General features: G+C 61.8%; 20 protein-coding genes and 1 pseudogene. 15 read left to right on the forward strand and 6 right to left on the reverse strand.

Going from position 1 to position 22,944, the window contains the following annotated elements:
- The first annotated feature begins 2 nt into the window (after positions 1-2).
- From ACWUKX_RS28305 to ACWUKX_RS28320, 4 genes are read left to right on the forward strand one after another with little or no spacing between them, the layout of a single operon-like run.
- Positions 3-725, forward strand: a complete 723-nt coding sequence (locus ACWUKX_RS28305; RefSeq protein WP_456009992.1) for an ATP-binding cassette domain-containing protein — start codon at positions 3-5, stop codon at positions 723-725.
- Between the two features lie 35 nt (positions 726-760).
- On the forward strand, positions 761-1,585 hold the full coding sequence (locus ACWUKX_RS28310) for a substrate-binding domain-containing protein (RefSeq protein WP_456009993.1): 825 nt from the start codon (positions 761-763) through the stop codon (positions 1,583-1,585).
- 50 nt (positions 1,586-1,635) lie between these two features.
- The gene (locus ACWUKX_RS28315; RefSeq protein ID WP_456009973.1) at positions 1,636-2,757 is read left to right on the forward strand and encodes a molybdopterin-binding protein; all 1,122 of its coding nucleotides are present in this window, start codon (positions 1,636-1,638) and stop codon (positions 2,755-2,757) included.
- 7 nt (positions 2,758-2,764) lie between these two features.
- Positions 2,765-4,705, forward strand: coding sequence for a molybdopterin biosynthesis protein (locus tag ACWUKX_RS28320; RefSeq protein ID WP_456009975.1), 1,941 nt, complete (start codon positions 2,765-2,767; stop codon positions 4,703-4,705).
- On the opposite strand, the gene mobA is transcribed toward ACWUKX_RS28320, so the two are convergent.
- Complete coding sequence (gene mobA, locus ACWUKX_RS28325) at positions 4,689-5,321, reverse strand: molybdenum cofactor guanylyltransferase MobA (protein ID WP_456009976.1); 633 nt, start codon at positions 5,319-5,321, stop codon at positions 4,689-4,691. The genes ACWUKX_RS28320 and mobA overlap by 17 nt on opposite strands.
- A complete protein-coding gene (fdhD, locus tag ACWUKX_RS28330; RefSeq protein WP_095518952.1) occupies positions 5,311-6,204 on the reverse strand; it encodes a formate dehydrogenase accessory sulfurtransferase FdhD in 894 nt (297 codons plus the stop codon). The genes mobA and fdhD overlap by 11 nt, the downstream gene beginning before the upstream one ends.
- Positions 6,205-6,385: 181 nt before the next feature.
- Here fdhD and ACWUKX_RS28335 point away from each other — a divergent pair, with 181 nt between their 5' ends.
- The 5 genes from ACWUKX_RS28335 to ACWUKX_RS28355 all read left to right on the forward strand — a co-directional run bounded on the left by ACWUKX_RS28335 (position 6,386) and on the right by ACWUKX_RS28355 (position 14,183).
- Positions 6,386-7,642, forward strand: coding sequence for a molybdopterin molybdotransferase MoeA (locus tag ACWUKX_RS28335; protein ID WP_456009977.1), 1,257 nt, complete (start codon positions 6,386-6,388; stop codon positions 7,640-7,642).
- A gap of 117 nt (positions 7,643-7,759) precedes the next feature.
- Positions 7,760-7,999: a sulfurtransferase TusA family protein gene (locus ACWUKX_RS28340; RefSeq protein WP_065010876.1), complete on the forward strand. Its 240-nt coding sequence runs from the start codon at positions 7,760-7,762 to the stop codon at positions 7,997-7,999.
- Positions 8,000-8,227: 228 nt separating this feature from the next.
- Positions 8,228-9,901, forward strand: coding sequence for an NAD(P)H-dependent oxidoreductase subunit E (locus tag ACWUKX_RS28345; RefSeq protein WP_456009978.1), 1,674 nt, complete (start codon positions 8,228-8,230; stop codon positions 9,899-9,901).
- A 1-nt stretch (position 9,902) separates the two neighbouring features.
- Complete coding sequence (gene fdhF, locus ACWUKX_RS28350; protein ID WP_456009979.1) at positions 9,903-12,692, forward strand: formate dehydrogenase subunit alpha; 2,790 nt, start codon at positions 9,903-9,905, stop codon at positions 12,690-12,692.
- Between the two features lie 696 nt (positions 12,693-13,388).
- Entirely contained in the window at positions 13,389-14,183 is a 795-nt protein-coding gene (locus ACWUKX_RS28355) for an inositol monophosphatase family protein (RefSeq protein WP_456009981.1), read from the forward strand.
- Here ACWUKX_RS28355 and ACWUKX_RS28360 read toward each other — a convergent pair.
- Genes ACWUKX_RS28360 through ACWUKX_RS28370 form a run of 3 tightly spaced genes read right to left on the reverse strand, consistent with a single transcriptional unit; the run spans position 14,173 to position 18,559 of the window.
- A complete protein-coding gene (locus ACWUKX_RS28360; RefSeq protein WP_095519365.1) occupies positions 14,173-15,249 on the reverse strand; it encodes an ABC transporter ATP-binding protein in 1,077 nt (358 codons plus the stop codon). The two genes, ACWUKX_RS28355 and ACWUKX_RS28360, sit on opposite strands and share 11 nt — an antisense overlap.
- Entirely contained in the window at positions 15,249-17,531 is a 2,283-nt protein-coding gene (locus tag ACWUKX_RS28365; RefSeq protein WP_456009982.1) for an ABC transporter permease, read from the reverse strand. The genes ACWUKX_RS28360 and ACWUKX_RS28365 overlap by 1 nt, the downstream gene beginning before the upstream one ends.
- A 2-nt stretch (positions 17,532-17,533) precedes the next feature.
- Entirely contained in the window at positions 17,534-18,559 is a 1,026-nt protein-coding gene (locus ACWUKX_RS28370) for an ABC transporter substrate-binding protein (RefSeq protein ID WP_455837796.1), read from the reverse strand.
- Positions 18,560-18,855: 296 nt separating this feature from the next.
- Here ACWUKX_RS28370 and ACWUKX_RS28375 point away from each other — a divergent pair, with 296 nt between their 5' ends.
- The 3 genes and pseudogenes from ACWUKX_RS28375 to ACWUKX_RS28385 all read left to right on the forward strand — a co-directional run.
- On the forward strand, positions 18,856-19,482 hold the full coding sequence (locus tag ACWUKX_RS28375; RefSeq protein WP_456009983.1) for an NUDIX hydrolase: 627 nt from the start codon (positions 18,856-18,858) through the stop codon (positions 19,480-19,482).
- Positions 19,483-19,968: 486 nt separating this feature from the next.
- A complete protein-coding gene (locus ACWUKX_RS28380) occupies positions 19,969-20,445 on the forward strand; it encodes a hypothetical protein (RefSeq protein WP_455837795.1) in 477 nt (158 codons plus the stop codon).
- A gap of 171 nt (positions 20,446-20,616) precedes the next feature.
- Positions 20,617-20,726 (forward strand): annotated as a pseudogene (locus ACWUKX_RS28385) (electron transfer flavoprotein subunit beta/FixA family protein); the annotation flags it as partial.
- A gap of 29 nt (positions 20,727-20,755) precedes the next feature.
- Here ACWUKX_RS28385 and ACWUKX_RS28390 read toward each other — a convergent pair.
- Positions 20,756-21,016, reverse strand: a complete 261-nt coding sequence (locus ACWUKX_RS28390; protein WP_456009985.1) for a pyocin activator PrtN family protein — start codon at positions 21,014-21,016, stop codon at positions 20,756-20,758.
- 321 nt (positions 21,017-21,337) lie between these two features.
- Here ACWUKX_RS28390 and ACWUKX_RS28395 point away from each other — a divergent pair, with 321 nt between their 5' ends.
- The 3 genes from ACWUKX_RS28395 to ACWUKX_RS28405 are packed head-to-tail and all read left to right on the forward strand — an operon-like array spanning position 21,338 to position 22,933.
- Positions 21,338-21,964: a class I SAM-dependent methyltransferase gene (locus tag ACWUKX_RS28395; protein WP_456009986.1), complete on the forward strand. Its 627-nt coding sequence runs from the start codon at positions 21,338-21,340 to the stop codon at positions 21,962-21,964.
- A 49-nt stretch (positions 21,965-22,013) separates the two neighbouring features.
- Complete coding sequence (locus ACWUKX_RS28400; RefSeq protein WP_456009987.1) at positions 22,014-22,361, forward strand: DUF3088 domain-containing protein; 348 nt, start codon at positions 22,014-22,016, stop codon at positions 22,359-22,361.
- Between the two features lie 41 nt (positions 22,362-22,402).
- Positions 22,403-22,933, forward strand: coding sequence for a DUF523 domain-containing protein (locus ACWUKX_RS28405; RefSeq protein ID WP_456009989.1), 531 nt, complete (start codon positions 22,403-22,405; stop codon positions 22,931-22,933).
- Positions 22,934-22,944 lie beyond the last annotated feature (11 nt).

Below are 22,944 nucleotides of genomic sequence, written 5' to 3' on the forward strand. Positions count from 1 at the left end.
TGATGCGTGCATCGCTTACCGACCTTCCTCTCATTCTGGACCGCGTCTCGCTCAGCGCAGGCGTCATGACTATGCTTGACCGCGTGAACCTGGCGATTACTCCCGGCGCGCCGACACTCGTGCTCGGTCCCAATGGGGCGGGCAAGACGTCACTGCTTCGGGTTTGCATGGGACTTGCCGCGCCTTCCGCAGGAACTGTGAGCTGGGGTGGGCGCACCGATCGCGGGCTAGGGCGCCGGGCAATGCTGCTCCAGAAACCGGTGATGCTGCGCCGCTCCGTCGCAGCCAACGTCGCCTACGGACTGGCGCAAGCTGGTTGTCGGCGCCATCGTCGCGCGGCACGCACCGAGGAACTTCTGGATCGTGTGGGCCTTCTGGGCCTGGCGTCGCGAGCTGCGCGGCGCTTATCCAGCGGCGAGCAACAGCGCGTGGCGCTTGCCCGCGCACTGGCGCGCGAGCCCGAGATCCTGCTGCTCGATGAGCCCACCGCCAGTCTTGATCCCGCTGCTACCCGCCATGTCGAGGAGATCATCCTCATGGCCTCGCAATCGGGCACCAAGATCGTCATGGCTTCACACGATCTCGGGCAGGTGCGCCGGCTCGCGGCAGATGTCGTCTTCCTGGTTTGCGGCCGACTGTGCGAGCACGCCAGCGTCGATGATTTTTTCGATCGCCCATCATCAGCAGAAGCTGCCGCCTTTATTCGAGGAGAGCTCGTCCTTTGACTGCGGAGACAGAGCTTCCAGTGTTCAACCGTCGACTGTTTGCCGCAATTTCGATCATTTTGACTGCCCTCGGCTTCAGCGGCGCATTGGCCGGCGCGCAGGAGCGGTCGATCGTCGCGGCCTCGACGACCTCGACGCGGGATTCCGGCCTTTTCGATCACATACTGCCTTTGTTCACCACAAAGACCGGTATCGATGTGAGGGTGGTCGCGCAGGGAACTGGCCAGGCCCTCGACGCCGGCCGCCGGGGAGACGCAGACGTGGTCTTGGTCCATGCCAGGGAGCAGGAGGAGAAATTCGTCCAGCAAGGTTTTGGCGTTAGACGCTTCGCTGTGATGTACAATGATTTCGTCCTGATCGGGCCCAGAGGCGACCCGGCCGGCATCAAGGGTTCGCCGGATGTCGCAGTCGCCTTGACATCGATCCAGAGCAAAAAAGCTGTTTTTGTTTCCCGCGGCGACAAATCCGGAACCCACTTTGCAGAACTCGGACTCTGGAAGGCGGCAGGTGTCGATATCGCAGCGATGAGGGGTCCCTGGTACAAGGAAATAGGGCAGGGCATGGGCGCTGCGCTCAATACAGCCAGCGCCATGGATGCCTATGTGCTTTCCGATCGCGCCACTTGGCTGGCGTTCAAGAACCGCGGCGAACTGGAGATCGTGGTCGAAGGCGACAAAAGGCTGTTCAACCAGTACGGCGTCATACTTGTGAATCCCGCGAGGCATCCCAGCGTCAAGGCCGAACCCGGCCAACGCTTCATAGATTGGCTGATCTCGCCTGAAGGACAGCGGGCGATTGCCGAATACAAAATTGACGGCCAGCAACTCTTCTTCCCGAATGCTGAGCAGGAGCGCTTCTGAAGTCGGTTGCAAAGCGGTTCGCATCTGTCCCATCATCGGACATGATGAGAATGCAGCCTTCCCTCGGCGCGCTGACCGGTCTCGAAGCGGCTCTCGCCGCGCTCCTCGACGGGGTGGTACCGGTTGCGCCCACTCTGTTGCCGCTTTGCCAGACGCTTCGAAAGATTGGGGCCGCTATGCCGCCCCTGATACACGCGCAGCCCACCCGCGACACGGCAAAGACAGATGGCTGGGCGTGTCGCGCGCTCGATCTTGCCGGTGCGTCGGCCTATTCGCGGCTGCCGCTGATGGCAATTCCGGTCTGGGTAGAGGCAGGCGTCGCCATGCCGGAGGGATGCGATTGCGTTCTCGATGCCGATCTCATCGATTGCAGCGGCCCGATGCCCCAGGCGCTCGGGGAAGCAGCACCGGGCCAGGGCGTGCGACGCGCTGGCGAGGACATGGAGGCGGGCCGACCACTCATCATTGCAGGGCACAGGCTGTCAGCCGCAGACCTCCTAGCCCTGCGGAGTGTAGGGATTGGTGAAATTGCGGTGCGGGCACCGCAGGTGCGCCTGATCGATGTCGCCGCCCCGGCGAGCGATATTTTAACGGGGCATTTTATCGCCGACCTCGCAAGAGCCTCTGGCGCGACGATGTTCGATATCGAAACGGTTCCGCGCGACGCCAGATCCGTCGCCCAGGCCCTTGCGAGTGCAGCCAGCGATTTGATCATCCTGATTGGAGGCACTGGTGCGGGGCGCGCCGACGCAACAGCCGACGCGCTTGCCGCGCGTGGGGCGCTCATCGCCCACAACATAGCGCTGCAGCCCGGCCGAACCGCGGCGATCGGCCGGCTCGACGCGGTCCCGATAATTGCTCTGCCCGGAGCGCCCGATCAGGCCTTTGCCGCCTTTCTTGCGCTGGTTCAGCCGACCATCGATCGCCTGTCGGGCAGGAGCGCCCGGCGACAGACGGTCCTGGCACTGGAGCGAAAAGTCTCCTCCACGGTCGGACTGGCCGAGATCGTCCTCCTGAAGCAGGAACAAGACAGATGGGCCCCGCTTGCGATAGGAGATTTTTCGCTGGAGGCGATCCGCTTGGCGGATGCATGGCTTGCTATTCCAGGCACCAGTGAGGGGTATGCCGCGGGAACACCTGTCGGCGCCTTTGTGTTCGACGATCCCAGATGAGTAAGTCATGACCAGATCCACCCGCCAAGATACCGGCCAGGAGCAGTTCCTGACGGTGCTGTCGCGCGACGAGGCGCTCGCCCGTTTCGAGGCGGTGCTATTTCCGCGAACGATCCCGACCGAAGAACTGACGCTTGCGGATGCGCTTGGGCTGGCGCTTGCCGATGATGTCATGGCTCCTATCGACGTGCCTCCCTTCGACCGTTCGAACGTCGATGGTTTTGCCGTGCGCGCCGCCGACATGGCCACCGCGTCGGAGGCCCTTCCTGCCAGGCTCCTGCTCAACCACGAAACTATCGCATGCGGTGTTGCCCCGCAAATACCTGTGCTCGCAGGCACCGCCACCTCCATCTCGACGGGCGGTCCCGTGCCGCGCGGCGCCGATGCCATCGTCATGATGGAGCACACTCAACCCACCGAAGGTGATGCCATCGAGGTCAGGCGCGGAGCCTCGCCCGGCCAGTTCATCTCGCATGCCGGATCCGATATTGCCCGCGGTGAGGTTCTGCTGCGCGCCGGAACGGTGATCGGCTCGCGAGAAATTGGCATGCTTGCCGCCTGCGGAATTGCGCTGGTGACGGTGGCGCGTAAGCTGCGCGTGGCGGTTTTGTCGACTGGCGACGAACTTGTCCAACCGGGCGACGCCCTTCGACCCGCCGGCATTTACGACGCCAATGGGGCAATCGTCAGCGCCGCGATAACTGAAAATGGCGGCGAGGCGAGCTTTCTCGGCGCGTATCCGGATGACGAAGCCAAGCTGGAAGCCGCCATGCGCGAGGCGCTAGCGGCCCATGAGGTGCTGATACTGTCGGGCGGGACGTCCAAGGGCGCCGGTGATGTCAGCCACCGTATCGTGAACCGTCTCGGCGCGCCCGGCATCGTTGCCCATGGCGTGGCGCTGAAGCCGGGAAAGCCGCTCTGTCTCGCCGTTTGCGACGGCAAACCGGTCGTCGTGCTGCCGGGATTTCCGACTTCGGCCATGTTCACTTTCCACGACATGATCGTACCTTTGTTGCGCCGCATGGCGGGCCTGCCGCCTCGGACCGAAGCGAAGGTCACGGCAAAGGTTCCGCTGCGCATTCCTTCCGAACTCGGCCGCACGGAGTTCGTGATGGTATCGCTGGTCGAGAGTGATGAGGGGCTGGTCGCCTATCCCACCGGCAAGGGCTCGGGGGCGATAACCTCCTTTGCCCAGGCGGATGGCTTCATCAGCATCGAAGCTTTAGCCGACAATATGCCTGCCGGAAGCGAGGCTTCGGTGACGCTGTTCACACCTCACGTCCGTATTCCTGATCTCGTGGTGATCGGCAGCAACTGCACGGGCCTGGATCTCGTCGTGGGCATTCTGTTTCGCGCCGGCCTGACGGTGCGGTCTATCGCGGTCGGGAGCCTGGGCGGCCTGGCCGCGGCTAAACGGGGCGAGTGCGATATCGCGCCCATCCACCTCTTCGACGCCAAGACGCAAAGCTACAATGCGCCGTTCCTGAGCGACGGCCTCGAACTCGTGGAGGGATGGCGGCGCATGCAGGGCATCGTCTACCGCCCAAACGACATCCGCTTCCAGGGGGCCGACGCAGACGAGGCGGTGCGTGCCGCACTCGCCGATCCAAATTGCATGATGGTCAACCGCAACCAGGGCTCGGGTACACGCATCCTGATCGACCAACTGCTTGGTCCGGCGCGTCCCGACGGATATTGGAACCAGCCCCGCTCGCACAATGCCGTCGCGGCGGCCGTGGCGCAGAACCGAGCAGACTGGGGCGTCACCATTGCGCCGGTGGCGCAATCAGCCGGGCTCGGTTTCATTGCGCTGAAGGAAGAGCATTATGATTTCGCGCTGGTCGCTGCCCGCAAAGAGCGACCCGCGGTGCAGGCCTTCCTTACCGCGCTCACTTCGCCTGAATTCAACGAGGGGATCGAGCGCATGGGTTTTACCCGACCTGGCTAAGGTGCCAGAGCCGTTCGGCCTCGGCAAAATCTTCGACCGTGTTGACATTGAAGAATGGATCCACCGGCTTGGCCGGCCAGGACGCGGTGGCAACCTGGTAGCGAGCCGTCCAGAGGTCGATCTTGCGAATGCCCTCTTCGACGAGTGCATGGCGTAACTCATCGCGCATCCCCACTTGCCAGAGTCCGATGACAGGATGCGTCCGGCGCACTGACATCGCCACCGCCAGATCCGCACCTTTCGCCAAGCGCGCCCGATGCAGCCGTTCGACGAGGTCGCGCGGCAAAAAAGGACAGTCCGCCGCGACGCTGACGATCCATTCGACGTCGGGCCTGTTCTCCTCAGCCCAATCGAGGCCCGCAAGCACGCCAGCGAGCGGCCCCGGATAGTTCTCGACCGGGTCGGCGACGACTGGAAGGCGAAAGCGGTCAAAGCGGGCAGGGTCGCCATTGGCGTTCAGCAAGAGCCCGTCGCATTGCGGGCCGAGGCGATCGAGGACACGATCGAGGATCGTGAGTCCGTCGATCCGACGCATGGATTTGTCGCCACCGCCCATGCGCCGGGCGAGCCCCCCGGCGAGAACGACGCCCAGGGTGGGCACCTTCTTACTCGCCATCGGCGGCTCCCTTGCGTCTGTGACGAGGTGCTTCCTCGTCGACGGAAGCGAGGTCCTGGTCGAACACAATCCGATCCTCGCCAGACAGCACGGCGAACCGCTTGCCGCGCGCCCGGCCGACGAGCGTCAAGCCTGCCTGACGCGCCAAATCGACGCCCCAAGCGGTGAAACCCGAGCGTGAGACGAGGATCGGAATGCCCATTCGAACCGTCTTGATCGTCATTTCCGACGTCAGCCTGCCCGTCGTATAAAGGATCTTGTCGGCCGGATCGATGCCGTGGCGATACATCCAGCCGGCGATCTTGTCGACGGCATTGTGGCGCCCGACATCCTCCATATAACAGACCGGCGTTCCTTCCTTGCAAAGCACGCAGCCATGAATCGCGCCCGCTTCAAGATAGAGCGACGGCGTCGTGTTGATCGTGCGGGTCATTTGGTAAAGCCAGGAGGTGTGCAGTACGGCTGCCGGCAGAGCGGTATTTTCGAGCGCCTCGAGAAGATCGCCGAAAGCCGTACCCTGCGCGCAGCCTGAAGTCTGCGTCCGTTTCTTGAGCTTCTGCTCGTAATTGGTGTTGCGCTCGGTACGAACGATCACGACCTGCAGGTCGTCGTCATACTCGACTTCGGTTACGACGTCGTCGAATTTGAGCATGTTCTGATTGAGCAGGTAGCCCAGCGCCAGATATTCGGGATAATCGCTGATCGTCATCATCGTGACGATCTCCTGCGCGTTCAGATAGAGCGTCAGCGGGCGTTCAACGGGGACGCGGACTTGAATAGCGGCGCCCGTATGATCGATGCCGCTGACCTGTTCGGTCAATCGGATGTCCTCCGGACTCGGCATGATGATGGCGGGGTCTGGTCGGCTTTTCATCTGCTGCATGGCGCTCTCTTGAAAATTGCAATCCCGCTCGCCGGGGTGGATGCATTACCTTCAGCTTGACGTCTACTATATACCCTGTTCAAACGCAGGCCGGTCGACAAAAGCGCCTATAAGCGCAGACTGGCTTGCCGGATGGCGCCGAGCTGCCGGTTCGGCCGGATCCACAGAGGCTGAAGGCTCGATGGCGCAACTTTCAGACGACTGCTTCGCTTTCGGCGGCCCGATGCGATCGGTCGATGATACCGCCGCACTCATCGCTTCACGGCTGACCGTTGTGGACGAGACCGAAACCGTCCAGCTGGCGAATGCCGATGGGCGCGTCCTGGCGAGAGATTTAGTTGCACCGCTGCCCCTGCCGCCTTTCACCAACTCAGCCGTCGACGGCTATGCACTGCGCGGCGACGACCTGCCGGGAACCGCTGAAAAAGCTTTCCTCGTGAGCGACAGGATCCAGGCCGGGGTGGCCCCGGATCGGCCCGCCGCGCCCGGACAAGCCATACGCATTTTCACTGGCGCTCCGCTGCCGGAGGGGGCAGACACGGTCTACATGCAGGAAGATGTCCGTGTCGACGAGACCGGCAGGGTCATTCTTCCGCCCGGCCTGAAAAGGGGAGCCAATGTGCGGCCGGCGGGCGAGGATGTCGCAGCAGGCAAGGTGGTCCTGCAGGCCGGCCAGCGCATGCGCCCGCAAGATGTTGCGCTCGCCGCGGCTCTCGGCATGACGCAGCTCGAAGTCCGGCGCAAAGTTCGCGTCGCGATCTTCTCGACCGGCAACGAGATCGTCGCGCCGGGAAATGCCCGGGGACCGGCCCAGCTTTTCGATTCGAACCGTTTCATGCTTATGGCCATGCTCGCAAGAGTGGGCTGCGAGACCACCGATTTGGGCATTCTGACCGACGACAGCAGCCTGATCGCGGATGTGCTGAGCGAGGCTGCCCCAGGCCAGGACCTGATCCTGGCCTCCGGCGGGGTCTCGACCGGGGAGGCCGACTGCGTCAAGGCAGCACTAGAGAGTGTGGGCACCCTGGTATTCTGGCGAGTGGCCATAAAACCCGGCCGACCAGTCGCCATGGGGGTGATCAGGGGAACAGCCTTCATTGGGCTGCCCGGAAATCCGGTGGCGAGCTTCGTCACATTCGCCCATATTGCGCGCGCCGCGATCTTGGCACTGGCCGGCGCACGGCAGCAGCCACCAATTTCGCGGCCTGTGCGGGCCGCCTTTTCCTACCGCAAAAAACCGGGGCGACGCGAATATGTGCGGGTAAGCCTGCGTGGAACGCAGGACGGTACATATGAAGCCGTCAAATTCCCGCGCGAGGGCGCGGGCCTGCTGTCTTCTTTGGTCCAAACCGACGGCCTTGTCGAACTCGGCGAGGAAATAGCCCAGGTAGAGCCGGGTCAGACCGTTCAGTTCCTCGCCTATTCGGACCTGAATTGACGAACGCCGTCGGGCCGGCGCACGCAGTTTGCCGAAACCCCTGGCCGCTCTCATTTGCGGCAGCCGGGAGGCCGTGGCCGTTGACGACCGGTGACCGGTCCGCCATGGTGCGCCACCATGACAACGAGACAGCTCGATCTGACGGGATTGAAATGTCCCTTGCCGGCGTTGAAAACCCGCAAGGCGCTCAGCGGCATAAGGCCAGGCGAGCGTCTTGAGGTCCGTTGCACCGATCCGCTGGCGGCCATAGACATTCCCAATCTGATCAACGAAACGGGCGACCGCCTGGAGGCGACGGGACGGGATGGCGACCACATCATTTTCTTGATCGAGAGGGCGCAAGCTGCCCCGGTATAAACCGTGCGACAAATCAGGGCGCAGATCAGTTCTGTCGCGGCGCCCCGGGATGCTAAAAATTGCCAGACCGGCATTGCTTCAACTCGTGTGGCAGGTCCTTGATCAAAGGTGCGCCGGGCTCAAGGGCAGGATACGGCTCACTTGAACTGTAATGCGGGAAACTGACAACGATATCGGGGGCTTGAGCCGCCTTCCTCAGACGAAGGGTTCGCGCCGGGAGGAGAGAGAATGACAATGCAGCAACGGCGGTCCCCGGATCGCGGACCCAAAGGGCGGGCGCTGGATGACGTCGCCCTGGCCGATGTCCGGGAACTTCTTGGCCATCGCGAACGGCGCCGGGATCTCTTGATCGAGTTCCTGCATCTGATCCAAGACCAATACGGTTGTCTGTCGGCCGCGCATCTGCGCGCGCTTGCCGAGGACATGCGCCTGTCCCAGGTGGAGGTTTACGAGGTCGCGACCTTCTACGACCATTTCGATATCGTGAAGGAAGGCGAGGCGCGGCCCGCGCCGCTGACAATCCGGGTTTGCGAATCGATAAGTTGCATGCTGGCGGGCGCGGAACGCCTGTTTGGGGAACTGGCCGGCGACGCCGACCCGCAGACCATCCGCGTCATGCGTGCGCCCTGCATGGGCCGCTGCGCCACCGCCCCTGCCGCACGCGTCGGCGACCGCGAAGTCGACCACGCGACAAGCCACAAGCTGTTGGCGATGGCGAGAGACGGGGACATCAGCACAGCGGCGCCTGACTATGTCGGCTTGGATGCCTATCGCGCTGCCGGTGGGTATCAGCTCTTGCAGAAAGTGCGCGACGGCGTGCTGACCACGAATGCCATTATCGAGATCATGGAGCACGCCGGCCTGCGCGGCCTCGGCGGCGCCGGCTTTCCGGCCGGCAAGAAATGGAGTTTCGTGCGCGGCTATCCAGGGCCGCGGCTGATGTCGATCAATGGCGACGAAGGCGAGCCTGGCACTTTCAAGGACCGCGTCTATCTTGAAAGCGATCCGCATCGTACCTTAGAAGGGGCGCTGATCGCTGCCTACGCGGTGGAGGCCAAGCGCATTTACTTCTACATGCGCGACGAATACCCAGCCGTGCTCGCCATTTTGCGCGCCGAGATCGCGGCGCTCGAGGTGGCCGGCATCGTCAAGCCCGGCTTCATCGAACTGCGGCGCGGCGCCGGCGCCTATATTTGCGGCGAGGAAAGCGCGATGCTGGAAAGCATCGAGGGCAAGCGCGGCATGCCCCGACACCGGCCTCCTTATATTGCCGAAGTCGGCCTTTTTGGACGCCCGACACTCAACCACAACGTCGAGACGCTGTGGTGGATTCGCGACATCGTCGAGAAGGGGCCCGAATGGTTCGCCGCGCAGGGCAAGCCCGGCCATCAGGGAATTCGCTCCTGGTCGGTTTCCGGACATGTGAAGGAGCCGGGTGTCAAGCTGGCCCCGGCCGGCGTCACTGTGCGCGAATTGATCGAGGATTATTGCGGCGGCATGGCAGACGGGCATGAATTCAAGGCCTATCTGCCGGGTGGAGCCTCGGGGGGCATCCTTCCGGCGTCGATGGGCGACATTGAACTCGATTTCGGCGGCGAACTCGCCAAACAGGGCGCCTTTGTCGGCTCACATGCGGTGGTCGTGCTTTCGCAAGCCGACAATATCAAGGATGTGACCCTCAATCTCATGGATTTCTTCAAACATGAGAGTTGCGGGAAATGCACGCCGTGCCGGGAAGGAACCGAAAAGCTGGTAACGCTCTTGAAAGAGAAGGGCGTGCCCAACGAGACGGCGATGCGCGACCTTGAAACAGTGATGCGAGATTCCTCCATCTGCGGTCTCGGCCAGGCGGCGCCCAATCCGGTCAATCACCTTTTGACGCATTTTAGGGATGATCTTTGAAATGGCAGATGGCGTCATATTCACCCTCGACGGTAAAACGGTCACAGCTGCTGACGACGAGACCATTTGGGACGTTGCGAAGCGCGAAGGCACCAGGATCCCGCATCTGTGCCATGTTGACATGCCGGGCTATCGGCCAGACGGCAATTGCCGCGCGTGCATGGTCGATGTCGAGGGCGAGCGGGTGCTCGCCGCCTCCTGCATCCGCAAACCTTCCGCCGGAATGGTGGTGAAGACGGATACCGAACGGGCCAGGAAATCGCGCGAGATGGTGTTCGAGCTTCTCGCCAGCAATATGCGGCCGGCGGCCGACGGTCCGGATCAGCAGTCGATGTTCTGGCAGTGGGCTGGTTCGATGGGGATTTCGGGCGATCGCTATAGCTCAAAATTTGCCAGCGACGATGTTCGGCCGGAATTCGACATCACGAATCCCGCCATTGCCGTCAATCTCGATTCCTGCATCACTTGCGGCGCCTGTGTGCGGGCCTGCCGCGAGGTCCAGGTCAACGATGTGATCGGCATGGCCGAGCGCGGCAATCACTCGCTTCCCGTCTTCGACATGCACGATCCGATGGGCCTGTCGACTTGTGTCACCTGCGGTGAATGCGTTCAGGCCTGCCCGACCGGCGCGCTCTACGAAAAGTCGCTGATGGACAAGACAGGCAAGACCCGCGTCATCCAGGAATTCGACAAGGTCATCGACACGCTGTGCCCGTTCTGTGGCGTCGGCTGCCAGACCAGCGTTGCCGTCAAGGACAACAAGATCGTCCAGGTCGATGGCCGTAACGGCTATGCCAACGAGAACCGGCTCTGCGTCAAGGGGCGTTTCGGCTTCGATTATGCCATGTCGCCTGAACGGCTGACGAAGCCGCTTATCCGCCGCGACGACGCCCCGAAATCGGGCGATTTGGACATGCGCGGCGTCGATCCGCTGACCGTGTTTCGCGAGGCTACCTGGGAAGAGGCGCTCGCGCGTGCCGCCGGCGGGCTGAAGCGCATTCTCAAGGATAATGGCGGGCAGGCGCTGGCCGGCTTCGGCTCGGCGAAAGGCTCCAATGAAGAGGCTTATCTGTTCCAGAAGCTGGTGCGCCAAGGCTTCGGCACCAACAATGTCGACCATTGCACGCGGTTGTGCCACGCATCGTCGGTGGCAGCACTCATGGAAGGCGTCGGTTCGGGAGCAGTTTCGGCGCCCTTCAACGACGCGCTGAAGGCCGAATGCATCATCGTCATCGGCGCGCGGCCGACCACCAACCATCCGGTCGCCGCGACCTATTTCAAGCAGGCGGCCAAGCGCGGCGCCAAGCTGATCGTCATGGACCCGCGCGGCCAGGACCTGATGCGCCATGCGTCGCATTCGCTGCGGTTCAAGGCTGGCAGCGACGTCGCCATGCTGAACGCGCTGATCCACGTCATCGTTGAGGAAAAGCTCTACGACGAGCAGTATATCCAGGCCAACGCTTCCGGATTCGAGGCGCTGAAAGCCAAGGTGAAGGATTTTTCGCCCGAAGCGATGGCCGAGGTCTGCGGTGTCGAGGCGAGCGTGCTGCGCGACGTCGCCCGCACCTACGCGACCGCCGAGCGGTCGATCATCTTTTGGGGCATGGGCATTTCCCAGCACACACACGGGACCGATAATGCGCGCTGCCTGATCGCTCTGGCGCTGATCACCGGACATGTCGGCCGGCCGGGAACCGGCCTGCACCCGCTGCGCGGCCAGAACAACGTGCAGGGCGCATCCGATGCCGGGCTCATCCCGATGTATTTCCCCGACTATAAATCGGTCGAGAACATCGACATCCGCGGCGCCTACGAGAACTTTTGGGGCCAGACGCTGGACCCCAAGCGGGGCCTGACGGTCGTCGAAATCATCGACGCCATCCATGAAGGCGAAATCAAGGGCATGTACATAATGGGCGAGAACCCGGCCATGTCCGATCCGGACCAAACCCATGCCCGGCAAGCACTGGCCATGCTCGACCATCTCGTGGTGCAGGACATCTTCCTGACCGAGACCGCTTGGCATGCAGATGTGGTGCTGCCGGCCTCGGCACATGCCGAAAAGCTCGGCACATACACCAACACCAACCGGCAGGTGCAGATTGGGCGTCCAGCGCTCGAACTGCCAGGCCAAGCGCGTCAGGACTGGGAACTGATCGTCGAACTGGCGAGGCGCGTGGGTCTGGACTGGAATTACGGCCATGTCTCGGATGTCTATGCCGAGATGGCCAGCGTCATGCCTTCGCTCAAACACATCTCCTGGGATCGCGTCGAACGCGAGGGATCGGTTGTCTATCCGGCCGACGGCCCCGACAAGCCTGGCAACGAGATCATCTTCTCGTCCGGATTCCCGACCGCGGACGGACGCGGCCGCATCGTGCCGGCCGATTTGCTACCGCCCGATGAGGTGCCCGATGAAGAGTTTCCACTGGTGCTCACCACCGGCCGCCTGCTCGAGCATTGGCACACCGGCGCCATGACGCGCCGGGCGGGCGTGCTGGACGCGATCGAGCCACACGGGATCGCCGCGATGAACCCTTATGAGATCAAACGGCACGGCCTACGCCAAGGGGAGATGATTGCGGTCGAGACGCGGCGCGGCACGGTGGACGCCATCCTCCGCGCCGATCGGGAGGTCGCCGACGGCATGGTGTTCATGCCGTTCTGCTTCAACGAAAGTCCGGCCAACATGCTCACCAACCCGATGCTGGACCCCTACGGCAAGATTCCGGAGTTCAAATACTGCGCCGCACGAATTGCGCCGGCGGCGAAGGCCGAAGCTGCCGAATGAAACCGATATCACGCCATCTACACGACCCAGAGGGCTGGGCGTGCCGTTGGTCGCAGCACGCAGCCCGCGTTCGCTTCGCAAGCGTCTCCGAACTGTGCGGTTCTGTCCGGCCTAACGTCCATCTGGTCGAGCTCTGAGGCCGAGGCAATTGAAGCGGCTGGCCTGCTGGCCGCAGCCCGTCCAAGTGGATGAGCACCTTGGCGAGAATGACCGCTCCGCAACAGGCTTCCTTCCACCCGCCGATTTCGAACGAGTCGCTTACTGCTGCTTCGCTAATCCACATGAGAGTGTCCGCGGATGGGACCGTGCGATGCCCAAGAACTCAAAGTACGGGCCGTGTTTCGCTTCTTTGGGACCCATCCGACGGTGATATTGCTTTCGTCGCACGGCGCGGTGTCGGCACGCTCTTGCTCTGCGAGCTACTGGATGCGCCGATTTCGCGCAGTCGGGATCAACCGTTCCCTGGACATTTCTTCACTTCGAGTGGCCGGGATACGAGGTCATCCACGAGTGGCGGCCGATCGCCGAGGGTTAAACTCAAGCTTTCCCCCCGAAAAATCGGCGATCAATACAAACGGCTGACGGAACGAACGGAAGCAGAAACAATGACACAATTACCTGCGTGGATGATCCTGATCAGCGGAAGGCGATGACATCTGCTTTGACAAGAGGTGGATCAACAAAGAGCGAGTGCCCATGGCCGGTGACAATAACGATCGGATGCTGTTTGCGACTGCGTTGGCGCGGCGCGGCGGCGAGCTCGGCCTGCAATATTTCCGACAACTGGAGACGCTCACAATCGAGAGCAAGGGTCATCAGGACCTGGTTTCCGAGGCCGACCGGAATGTCGAGACGTTTATCCGCCAGGAGCTTGCGACTCAGTACCCGGAAGACGGCGTTATCGGAGAGGAACACGCCGCACTAGCGGGCGGATCGGGTTACACCTGGGTGATAGATCCGATCGACGGCACTGCCAATTTCCTGCGCGGCATCCCAGCCTGGACCGTCGTCATCGCCTGCGTCAAGGAGGGGGTGACAGTCGTGGGCGTTATCCATGAACCGTCTACCGGCGAGACTTTTTATGGACGACGCGGCGGCGGAGCTTTCCTCAACGAGCGGCCCATAAAGACAAGTCCGACGACGAGTCTGATGCATGGCTCGGTCGGAACCGGCTTCTCAAATCGGCGTGAAGCTCGTGCCGTCGCCAAACTGATCGATCTCCTGCTTCAGGAGGGCGGCGTCTTTTTCCGCAATGCATCCGGCGCGCTTATGCTTGCCTACGTCGCGTCGGGCAGGCTGCTCGCCTATGTCGAGGAGCATATGAACGCTTGGGACTGCCTCGCAGGCATGCTTCTGGTCGAAGAGGCCGGCGGATTGGTCGTCCCGCCCGATCCGAAAACGGTCCTGGAGGAAGGAACACTGGTCATCGCGGGCGGTAAGGGCGTGTTCGACAAGGTCCACGCGCTTTGCAAAGAGGCGTTCAGTCTGTGATCAGCACGGGCCCGCGTTCGGGAAAGCCGATGCTTACCGGCTGCCCCGCTCGAAACGCCGTGTCGACATCCGGCGAGATCACGAAGACTTCGCCGAATTGCGTGGCGACTACAAATTCGAGGTGGCTGCCGACATAGGTCACTTTTTCAAGTGTGCCGGGCAAAGTGCCGGGAGCATTCGGTTCACCAATCTCGAGGCGGCTCGGTCTCGCCGCCAGCTTGGCTGGCCCCGGTTTGCGGCCGCGAGCCGGCAGCTTCAGGACAGCGGATCCCAGCTGCACGGTGGCGCTGTCGCCTTCGACCGACACCACCTCGCATTGGAACATGTTGGCTTCGCCGATGAAGTCGGCCACGAAAGCATTTGCGGGCTGCTCGTAGAGCTCGCGTGGCGTGCCGTCCTGAGCAATCACCGCATTGTTCATGACAATGATGCGATCGGAGACGGCGAGCGCTTCCTCCTGGTCGTGGGTGACATAGACGACCGTGAGGCCGAGTTTCTGCTGAATCTCGCGGATCTCCTCGCGCACGCGCCGGCGCAGCTTGGCATCCAGGTTCGACAAAGGCTCGTCGAAGAGCAGCACCTGCGGCTCCAGAACCAGCGCCCGCGCTACCGCCACTCGCTGTTGCTGTCCACCCGAAAGCTGGCTCGGCAGGCGGTCGCCGAAATTGGAGAGTCCGACCAGCTCAAGCCCTGCTCTGGCCCTCTCGGCCGTCTCCTTCCTCCCGAAACCGGAAAAGCCCAGGCCGTATTCGACGTTCTGGGTCACGGTCATGTGCGGGAAAAGAGCGTAAGATTGAAACACCATGGACACATCACGATCGGTAGCCGGCAAACGGGTGACGTCGGCGCCCCCGATCAGGATCTGGCCGCCCGTTACCATTTCCAGTCCAGCGATCATGCGCAAGGTGGTCGTCTTACCGCAGCCCGAGGGTCCAAGGAGGGTGACCAGCTTCCCGGCCTCGATGAACAGCGAGACGCCATTGACGGCGGGCGCCTTGCTCTTGCCGTAGATCTTGGTGACGTTCCTGAATTCGACTGAGGCGGCGTTGCTGCGAATTTCGGCCATCATCCGCCTCCCGAGATCGCCGGCTGTGGACGCGCCACCACTGACTGGCTGACATTGGTGCGCGACTGCGCCAGATCGCCGTCGAGACCACGCCGGCCGATCATGCGGCTGCCAACTGCAAGCTGCATCAGGCCGATCACCGCTAGCATGACACCGATCAGGACGGCGGAATAAGCGATGGCGATGCCGTATTCATTATTCTCGACGCGGCCGACGATGTAGCTGGTCGACATGTCGTACTGGGCGCTGACCAGAAAGATAATGGCGCTGATGGCGGTCATTGCGCGAACGAAGGAATAAACCAGCGCGGCAAGGATGGCCGGCCGCAGCAGCGGCAGCACCACCTTGCGGAAGGTTTGCCAGGAGTTAGCGCCGAGAGTCAGGGAGGACTCGTCAAGGCTGCGGTCGATCTGCGACATCGACGCGACACCCGCGCGAACCCCGACCGGCATGTTGCGGAAGATGAAGGAGAGCACCAGGATAATGCCGGTGCCGGTGAGCTCGATCGGCGGTACGTTGAACGCGATCACATAGGACACGCCGATCACAGTGCCGGGAATGGCGAAGGACAGCATCGTTGCGAATTCGAAAGCGTCTTTGCCGGCAAAATTCTGGCGGACCAGCAAATAGGCGGTCAAGAGTCCGATGGCCGCGGTCAGCGGCGCGGAGATCAACGCTATTTCCATGGTCGTCCAGAACGAACTCCAGGCCGAGCCGCGCCAGTGGACGCCGAACTCGTTCCACCCGATGGAAAACGCCTTCACGTAGTGTTCAAAGGTCAGAGAGAAATCGACGCCCCACAGCTTGACGAAGCTGCCGTAGAAGATCGTCGCATAAATCAGCAAGGTAAAAAGCGTCCAGACAGCGGCTACCGCGACGACGAGGTTGCGGAATGTTGCCGGCAGAAGCGGGTGGACGCCGGCGTCGCCTTTTCCGGAAACGGTCGTGTAGGACTTTTTGCCGAGCCAGAATCGCTGGGCGTAGAAAGCCCCAAGGGTAAAGAACAGGAGTACGAGGGCGAGGATCGCCGCCTGCGCCTGGTCGTATTGTGCGCCGACAATGGCGAAGAAGATCTCGGTGGACAGAACGTCAAAATTGCCGCCGAGCACCAGCGGATTGCCGAAGTCAGCCATGCTCTCGATAAAGCCGAGCAGAAAGGCGTTGGCTAGACCCGGCCGCATCAAAGGTAGAGACACGGTGATGAAGGTCTGCCAGCGATTGGCGCGCAGGGTCTGGGCGGCCTCCTCCATGGAGGGGCTGACGCCCTCGACCACTCCGATCATCACCAGAAAAGCGATCGGCGTGAAGGCGAGCACCTGGGCCATGAGCAGGCCAGGCAGTCCATAGATCCATCGCGTCGGACGGACGCCGATTAGCTCGGCGAACCCCAGGTTGATGGCGCCCGAGAGGCCGAACAGAAGAATGATGGCGAGGCCGATGACGAAGGGTGGTGTGATGATCGGCAGCACGGTCAGCGCCCGCAACAGCGCGCCGTAGCGAAAGCCAGTACGCGTCACTACCAGGGCAAAGACCAGGCCGAGTGCGGTGGTCATCACGCCGACCAGAATGGCGAGAAACAGCGAATTCCAGGCGACGCCGCAGCGCGGACCGCCGAAAAGGCAGCCGAGATTCCAGAGCCGGTCGCTGGAGAGTTTTGCGAGAAAGATGGGAAGCGAATAGTCGCCCTCTTGTGTGAGCAGTGCGCTCCCCAGCATTTGACCGATCGGCATGAAGATGAAGATGGTGACCACGGCGACGACGAAGCCGATCGAGCCGACGACGAACTCGTCGCCGGCCACCGCGCCGCGCGCCGCAAGCCCTAGGGTGAACAGGAACAGGAACGCGCCGCTTACGAGCAGTGCTCCCCAGCCCATGCCGAACTGACGGTCGTCGAGCTCGCCAACGAGCCAGGTCAACCATTGCCACTGGAAACCACGCAGACCAATGCCGAAACCTTGAAGCAGGAAGTAGGCGACGCCGGTCGCGCCGACGACGATTAGCAAATTCCCAAAGAAAGGGTCGGACTTCCTTCGCCCCCATAGCAGGAGCGGCGCGAGAAGCAGCGGCCCGAGAGGTGCAAGCCAGAGTTTCTCGCCTTGCAGCACAAGGAAAAGCGCCGGTGCGACGTCATCGTCATGCGGATAGCCGTCCAACAGCCAGGACAAGGTGAAGAAGTTGCTTTCCAGCCCATACCAAGGCAGCAGCGCATAGCCGACCAATCCGACCGCCGTCCACAGGACGACGGTCGGGTGAAGCGCGCTCGTGGCAGTGCGGACGCGCATGATTACTGCGGCAGGGTCGAGACCTCCGTATCCCACTTCTGCAGCAGGCGCTTGCGCTCGGCGCTCGATCCATACTTCTTGAAGTCGTAGTCGATGAGCTTGATGGTCGACAGGTCGGGCGACAGGTCGGACGCGGTGGCGTTCTTATTCGAAGGCAACTGGAACGACTTCACGTCCTTCGCCTTCGACTGCATCTCGGCGGTCAGCGCCCAGTCGTAGAACTGCCTTGCTGCTTCCGGGTTGCGGGCGCCCTTGATCAGCGACATCGAGCCGATTTCATAGCCGGTGCCTTCGCACGGCGCCACCGTGACGATCGGGAAGCCGGCTGCCGTCTGCGCCACCGCGTCATGCATGAAAACGATGCCGATGGTCGTTTCGCCAAGACCCGCGGCCTTAATCGGAGCGGAGCCCGACTTGGTGTACTGGTTGATGTTGGCGTGGAGGGCCTTCAGGTATTCAAAACCCTTTTCCTCCCCCATGAGCTGAACCATCGTGGCGAGCATCGTATAGGCGGTGCCCGATGAGTTCGGGTTGGCCATCTGGATGTGGCCCTTGTATTCCGGCTTGGTCAGATCGGCCCAGCATTTCGGCTCCGGCAGATTGCTCTTGGCCAACAGATCCTTGTTGTAACCGAAGCCGAGCGCACCGGAGTAGACGCCGATCGTCTTGTTGTTGGCGGCTTGCGCCTGCTTGATCGCCCAGTCGTGCAGTTCGCCCCGCATTGGGGACGTATATTCCACAGTCAGTCCTTCTTCGGCGGCCTGGAGATGAGGATCGCCGGTTCCGCCCCACCAGACGTCGCCCTTCGGGTTTCCGGCCTCGGCGCGCAACTGCGCGTATGTCTCGCCGGAGCTCTTGCGGGTCATGTCGACGGTGATGCCGGTCTTTTCCTCGAAGGTAGTCTTGATCTGCTGGCACCAGGCCTCCTCGGCGGCGCAATAGAGGGTGAGGCTGTCGGCGTAAGCCGAGGTGGCGGCAGAGACGAGCATTACAGCCGTTGCCGCCAGACGGACATAGGTCTTGTTCATGTGCGAATTTCCTCCCAATGTTTCGCCGTCTAACAAGTATCAAGCTTTGCTGCGGCGACAACCAGATTGGGAGCTTTTGTGCCGATTTGCAAATCGAGTCGGTAGCGGCCGGAACAGGGCTGCCCATAGATCCTCCGCAATGGAACCCTCGATGTTACGTCAGGCGCGTCCTCAATGAGATTCACGATTTGATGGTCAAGGAAAAGCGGATCGTCCGCGGGGCGAAGAAGGGTAAACCGATCAGGCAGGTTGCGGCAGTTTCCGTTCCGGCTTGACGGCCACGGCACGTGGAGGTGATGCTGATCACCTCCAAGACGACCAACCGCTTCATCGTGCCGAAAGGCTGGCCGATGAAGGGCATAAGCGGAAGGAAGACAGCAGTCGCCGAAGCATCGGAAGAGGCCGGCGTTGTTGGCGAGGCATTGAAGGAGCCACTGGGCGTCTGCGCCTATTGGAAGCGCCTTTCCGGTCACTTCGTGCGGGTAACCGTCAAGGTTCATCTGCTATCGGTCGTCGATGTGCAGCCTGACTGGAATGAGCGTTCCCAGCGGCAACGCGCCTGGCTCTCGCCAGCCGACGCTGCGGCCCTGATCGATGAACCCCAACTGGCCAGTCTCGTGAGATCGATGGCTCAGCCTCCTGTGCCCCGAACTAGCGGTCAGCTACATCTATCGGCAAAGTCCGGCGAATACCGCATCTGGCCAACCCTGCCGCGATTTACGCTAACGTCGGAAGATGGCACAGAGCACGGGCCCATTTTCCGACAATCCTGGCGTCGTCTTGCGGGTGCAGAGTATCTCCGCGGTGGCCGCGGGCCGCAGCGACTACTGATGCCGTCGCTGTCGCGACGCCGCTGCTTGGCAAGGCACCTCACGGGGAATGGTCGACAGCAATGGGTCGGATTTGGCTTAGGTCCTCGATGATTTCAGAGTTGGCCTCACGCAATGACGAAGCGCGGATCCTTGGCGTGTTTGACACGGCGAACAAGAAAGAAGCTGCGATCGATCACCGCCAGTTAGGGCAGCAATTCAGATTGTCGCGAACGCGTCGAAGTTGGACGTTCGCTCCGCCATGATTTCCAAGCTTTGAGAACACAGCAGTGCGAGCACCTTTGGGCGAAATACGGTACGTTGCTGGTGAGGTCGAACTGCGTGCCTTGACTGCGACGGCTTAGAGCCCGGCTGCAAGCACACGTCGACCTCCAGGCCTTGATCGGAGTTGCGATCAACTGCTGAAGATACGGCTAATATTCCAAGATCGTCATGGAACGAAGATCGGTCAATCCGGTTTGAAACTTAGTCCGCCGGCCACCGGCAAGTAGCCGCGGATGGCTGGCTCTCCGCCAGAGGCCGGCCGGCCCGCGCCTGAAGGATTGGCGCGGGCTACCGGCCATAATCGAGGCCACGCTAATGAGACAAGTCACACGTTTCCCGCTCATTCTAACCTTCATCATGATCCCCACCGCGTTGCTCCATGCTCAGACATGGCTGCCCATTGGCTTCAGGCACTTTGGCTTCGCGTTCGATGTTCCACCCGGGTTTGTGCTGACGCAGCGTTCGGATGAGGGAGCAGCGTTTGAGGGCAAAAACGACGCGTTTCTTGCTGTCTGGGGCGCGCGGCTCGGTAAGGCGAGTTTTCGGACCGAGATCGAGCATCGCATGGTCGAGGACGAGAAGAACGGCTGGCAATTGACCTATCGTCGGGTGACGCCGGAATGGGCCAGCTACTCTGGTGTCAAGGACGGCCAAATCCGGTATGTGCGGGCCATCAGAGTCTGCCGGGACCGCGCCGCCCTGTTCACCATCAATTATAGCCGCAACGAGAAGATCCCCTACGATCCGATTGTAGTCCGCATGGTACGTTCGCTGAAGGCGGAAGGCTGTTAGGAGGCGCCAAGCCCGAATCTGCACGAGTGCGCGATGGAGGCTGGGAGGGTGTAGCATTCTTGTGCCGCTAAGCGTGCGTGCTCGGACAGAATGCCGTTAAGCCGCCATCCACTGGTTGAAAGAACCCATCGGCTGCTATGTTGACTAAAATCGCGTTTCGACGAGCAGACAGAGCCGCTGGGTGTCGCCAAGGTGCTGAAGGGCGTGGTCGAGGCGGAAAGCCCGGTCTCGTCATTCTCGGCAAGCAGGCGATCGACGACGATTCAAACCAGACCGGCCAGACAGGTTGTCCGTGGCTCTGCCACGCGGCCTATTCAGTCAGACTTTTCATTTCCTTTCTTGCTGCCTCTGCTCGGAACTCAAGGTACTTTGCCCGATCGGCGAGATGGACGCCCTTGGAGCACTTCTGGCTCTCCTCGATTCGGACGAGCGGAAGGGCAATATCGCCGGCCGAAATCTTTCGGACCAACTTGGTTGGCGTCAGATGAAAGAAGTAGTCGCGGCAGACATGGTCGATTGGGATTATCGCTTTGCCGCCGTACTGCGCCAATAGCAAGAATGCCGTGTTCATCGTGCCAGCCTTCCCATGGTTCTCATTTCATATGGGGCAACAATCAAGCTTGCCACCATCCTGTGAACCATTGGTTTCCTCTTTGACGGCGGACATACGTACCGGTCGCCGTGGCGCCTCCTCAAAACGTCACCTCGTTCTGACGCGGTCGGATCAGCGTCCGCGCCGCATCTCGCCGCCCGGTGGTGTCTCAGATCGGAATTTCTGCTATGGCTAGAGGCAAATCGCCGGCGATGTCACCAACTGCCGAAAGTGTGAAGGGCGCAACGGGCTGATGGCCTCTCGCTGATCGGGGTCTCTTGTCTTGAAGGGAGCGCTGGGATGAGCACCGACCGCGACACCGTGCGGTCTTATGATACGGTCGCGGCGGAGTACGCTGCCGAGGCTGCGGCGATGCCCGAATGGGTCGTGACAGAGATCGATGCGTTCGTGACCGAGTTGGGTGGCTCGGGCAGGGTGCTGGAGATCGGAAGCGGCGGCGGGCGAGATGCACTTGAGCTTGAGAAGCGGGGGATTAGCGTCCGGCGCACCGACATTTCTAAGGGTTTTGTCGAACTGCTTCGCGAGAGCGGCTTCGAGGCCGACCTGTTGGACCCACTGACCGATGACCTGGCGGACCCGCAGCGTCCCGCCATGCCGTACGACGGGATCTGGGCCTGTGCCTGCCTGATTCACGTCGCGCGCGAGGATTTCGGCACGGTGCTTGGACGGCTTGCCGAGGCGACCCGGACCGGTGGCCGACTGCACGCCTCGGTGAGAGAGGGCGATGGCGAGGGTGTCTCCACGCACGGCAGCGCTGCAGCGCCTCGGCGCTACGTTGAGACGTACTGGGGCGAGTCTGCCCTGCGGTCCGCACTCACAGACGCCGGTTGGATCGTCAGCGAGGTACGTCGGTGCATCGGAAAGCCCGATGATCGGTGGCTGAGCGTTCGGGCGAATCGGGAATGATGTCGGAGCCGTCCTCGAGAGTGCGAGCTCTTGCAAGCAGGGGGAATACGTGAACCGTGATATGCTACTTCTCCTGCGGCCCGGTTTCGCCGACCCAGCCTATCCCGGTCGACAGTTTTTCTGTTGGCATTGCGCTCTCTTAGAGGGCGTGTTGGCCTCCTTTCCCGATCTTGCCAAGCGGCTCGACGTACAGCGGATCGCTTGGCCTCGCCCACGGCGGGAGGCGATCCAGATGGCCGGAGAGGAAAACCAGTCGCTTCCCCTGTTGGTGCTGGCCAAGGGTGAAACGTCATCCCATCAGACGGGCACATTTAACGGGCGGGTTTACGTTTCTGACAAAGACAAGATTCTGACCGCTCTTTCAGAGAGGCACAACTTTCCCGAACCGCACCCATAGGCTGGACCATGACTGATACCGGGCTCAGAGGAATCGATCGAATGGAGAAAATACTTGTCAGCGCGTGCCTTCTTGGCCGCCCGGTCCGATACAATGGCCTAGCCAAACTGGTCGAGCACTCTGCATTGGATCAATGGCGCCGGGAGGGTCGTCTTGTCGGCACGTGCCCGGAGTTGGAAGCTGGATTCAGCGTTCCGCGCCCTCCCGCTGAAATTTCGAGTGTCCGAGGCGGTCAGGCGGTGCTCGCAGGTAGTGCGCTTGTGTTCGAAGCGACGGGGGCGGACGTGACCGGCCTTTATGTCGCGGGCGCTCGGGCAGCACTGGCATTGGCGCGCAGGCACGATTGCCGATTTGCCCTATTGGTCGACGGAAGTCCGTCGTGTGGGAGCGGTTTCATCTACGACGGTAGTTTCGAAGGGCGAAAGCGGCTCGGCGCGGGTGTCACCGCCGCGCTGCTTCGCGAGAACGGCATTGAGGTATTTGCGGAAACGGAGATCGACATGCTTCGCGACCGCTTAGAGCGGGATGAGATTTGTAAGAGTCGTGGGATTCCCAAATCATCGCAGTTCTGATTCAACATTCA

It is taken from the genome of Mesorhizobium sp. f-mel (assembly GCF_053850215.1).

Coding starts and splice junctions, on each gene's coding strand:
- ACWUKX_RS28365 (WP_456009982.1), bottom strand. CDS start 17,531: ATGCGCGTCCGCACTGCCACGAGCGCGCTTCACCCGACCGTCGTCCTG.
- fdhF (WP_456009979.1), top strand. CDS start 9,903: ATGGCAGATGGCGTCATATTCACCCTCGACGGTAAAACGGTCACAGCT.
- fdhD (WP_095518952.1), bottom strand. CDS start 6,204: ATGCAGCAGATGAAAAGCCGACCAGACCCCGCCATCATCATGCCGAGT.
- ACWUKX_RS28380 (WP_455837795.1), top strand. CDS start 19,969: ATGAGACAAGTCACACGTTTCCCGCTCATTCTAACCTTCATCATGATC.
- ACWUKX_RS28320 (WP_456009975.1), top strand. CDS start 2,765: ATGACCAGATCCACCCGCCAAGATACCGGCCAGGAGCAGTTCCTGACG.
- ACWUKX_RS28345 (WP_456009978.1), top strand. CDS start 8,228: ATGACAATGCAGCAACGGCGGTCCCCGGATCGCGGACCCAAAGGGCGG.
- mobA (WP_456009976.1), bottom strand. CDS start 5,321: ATGGCGAGTAAGAAGGTGCCCACCCTGGGCGTCGTTCTCGCCGGGGGG.
- ACWUKX_RS28375 (WP_456009983.1), top strand. CDS start 18,856: ATGCTGATCACCTCCAAGACGACCAACCGCTTCATCGTGCCGAAAGGC.
- ACWUKX_RS28315 (WP_456009973.1), top strand. CDS start 1,636: ATGCAGCCTTCCCTCGGCGCGCTGACCGGTCTCGAAGCGGCTCTCGCC.
- ACWUKX_RS28335 (WP_456009977.1), top strand. CDS start 6,386: ATGGCGCAACTTTCAGACGACTGCTTCGCTTTCGGCGGCCCGATGCGA.
- ACWUKX_RS28355 (WP_456009981.1), top strand. CDS start 13,389: ATGGCCGGTGACAATAACGATCGGATGCTGTTTGCGACTGCGTTGGCG.
- ACWUKX_RS28305 (WP_456009992.1), top strand. CDS start 3: ATGCGTGCATCGCTTACCGACCTTCCTCTCATTCTGGACCGCGTCTCG.
- ACWUKX_RS28395 (WP_456009986.1), top strand. CDS start 21,338: ATGAGCACCGACCGCGACACCGTGCGGTCTTATGATACGGTCGCGGCG.
- ACWUKX_RS28360 (WP_095519365.1), bottom strand. CDS start 15,249: ATGGCCGAAATTCGCAGCAACGCCGCCTCAGTCGAATTCAGGAACGTC.
- ACWUKX_RS28405 (WP_456009989.1), top strand. CDS start 22,403: ATGGAGAAAATACTTGTCAGCGCGTGCCTTCTTGGCCGCCCGGTCCGA.
- ACWUKX_RS28390 (WP_456009985.1), bottom strand. CDS start 21,016: ATGAACACGGCATTCTTGCTATTGGCGCAGTACGGCGGCAAAGCGATA.
- ACWUKX_RS28340 (WP_065010876.1), top strand. CDS start 7,760: ATGACAACGAGACAGCTCGATCTGACGGGATTGAAATGTCCCTTGCCG.
- ACWUKX_RS28370 (WP_455837796.1), bottom strand. CDS start 18,559: ATGAACAAGACCTATGTCCGTCTGGCGGCAACGGCTGTAATGCTCGTC.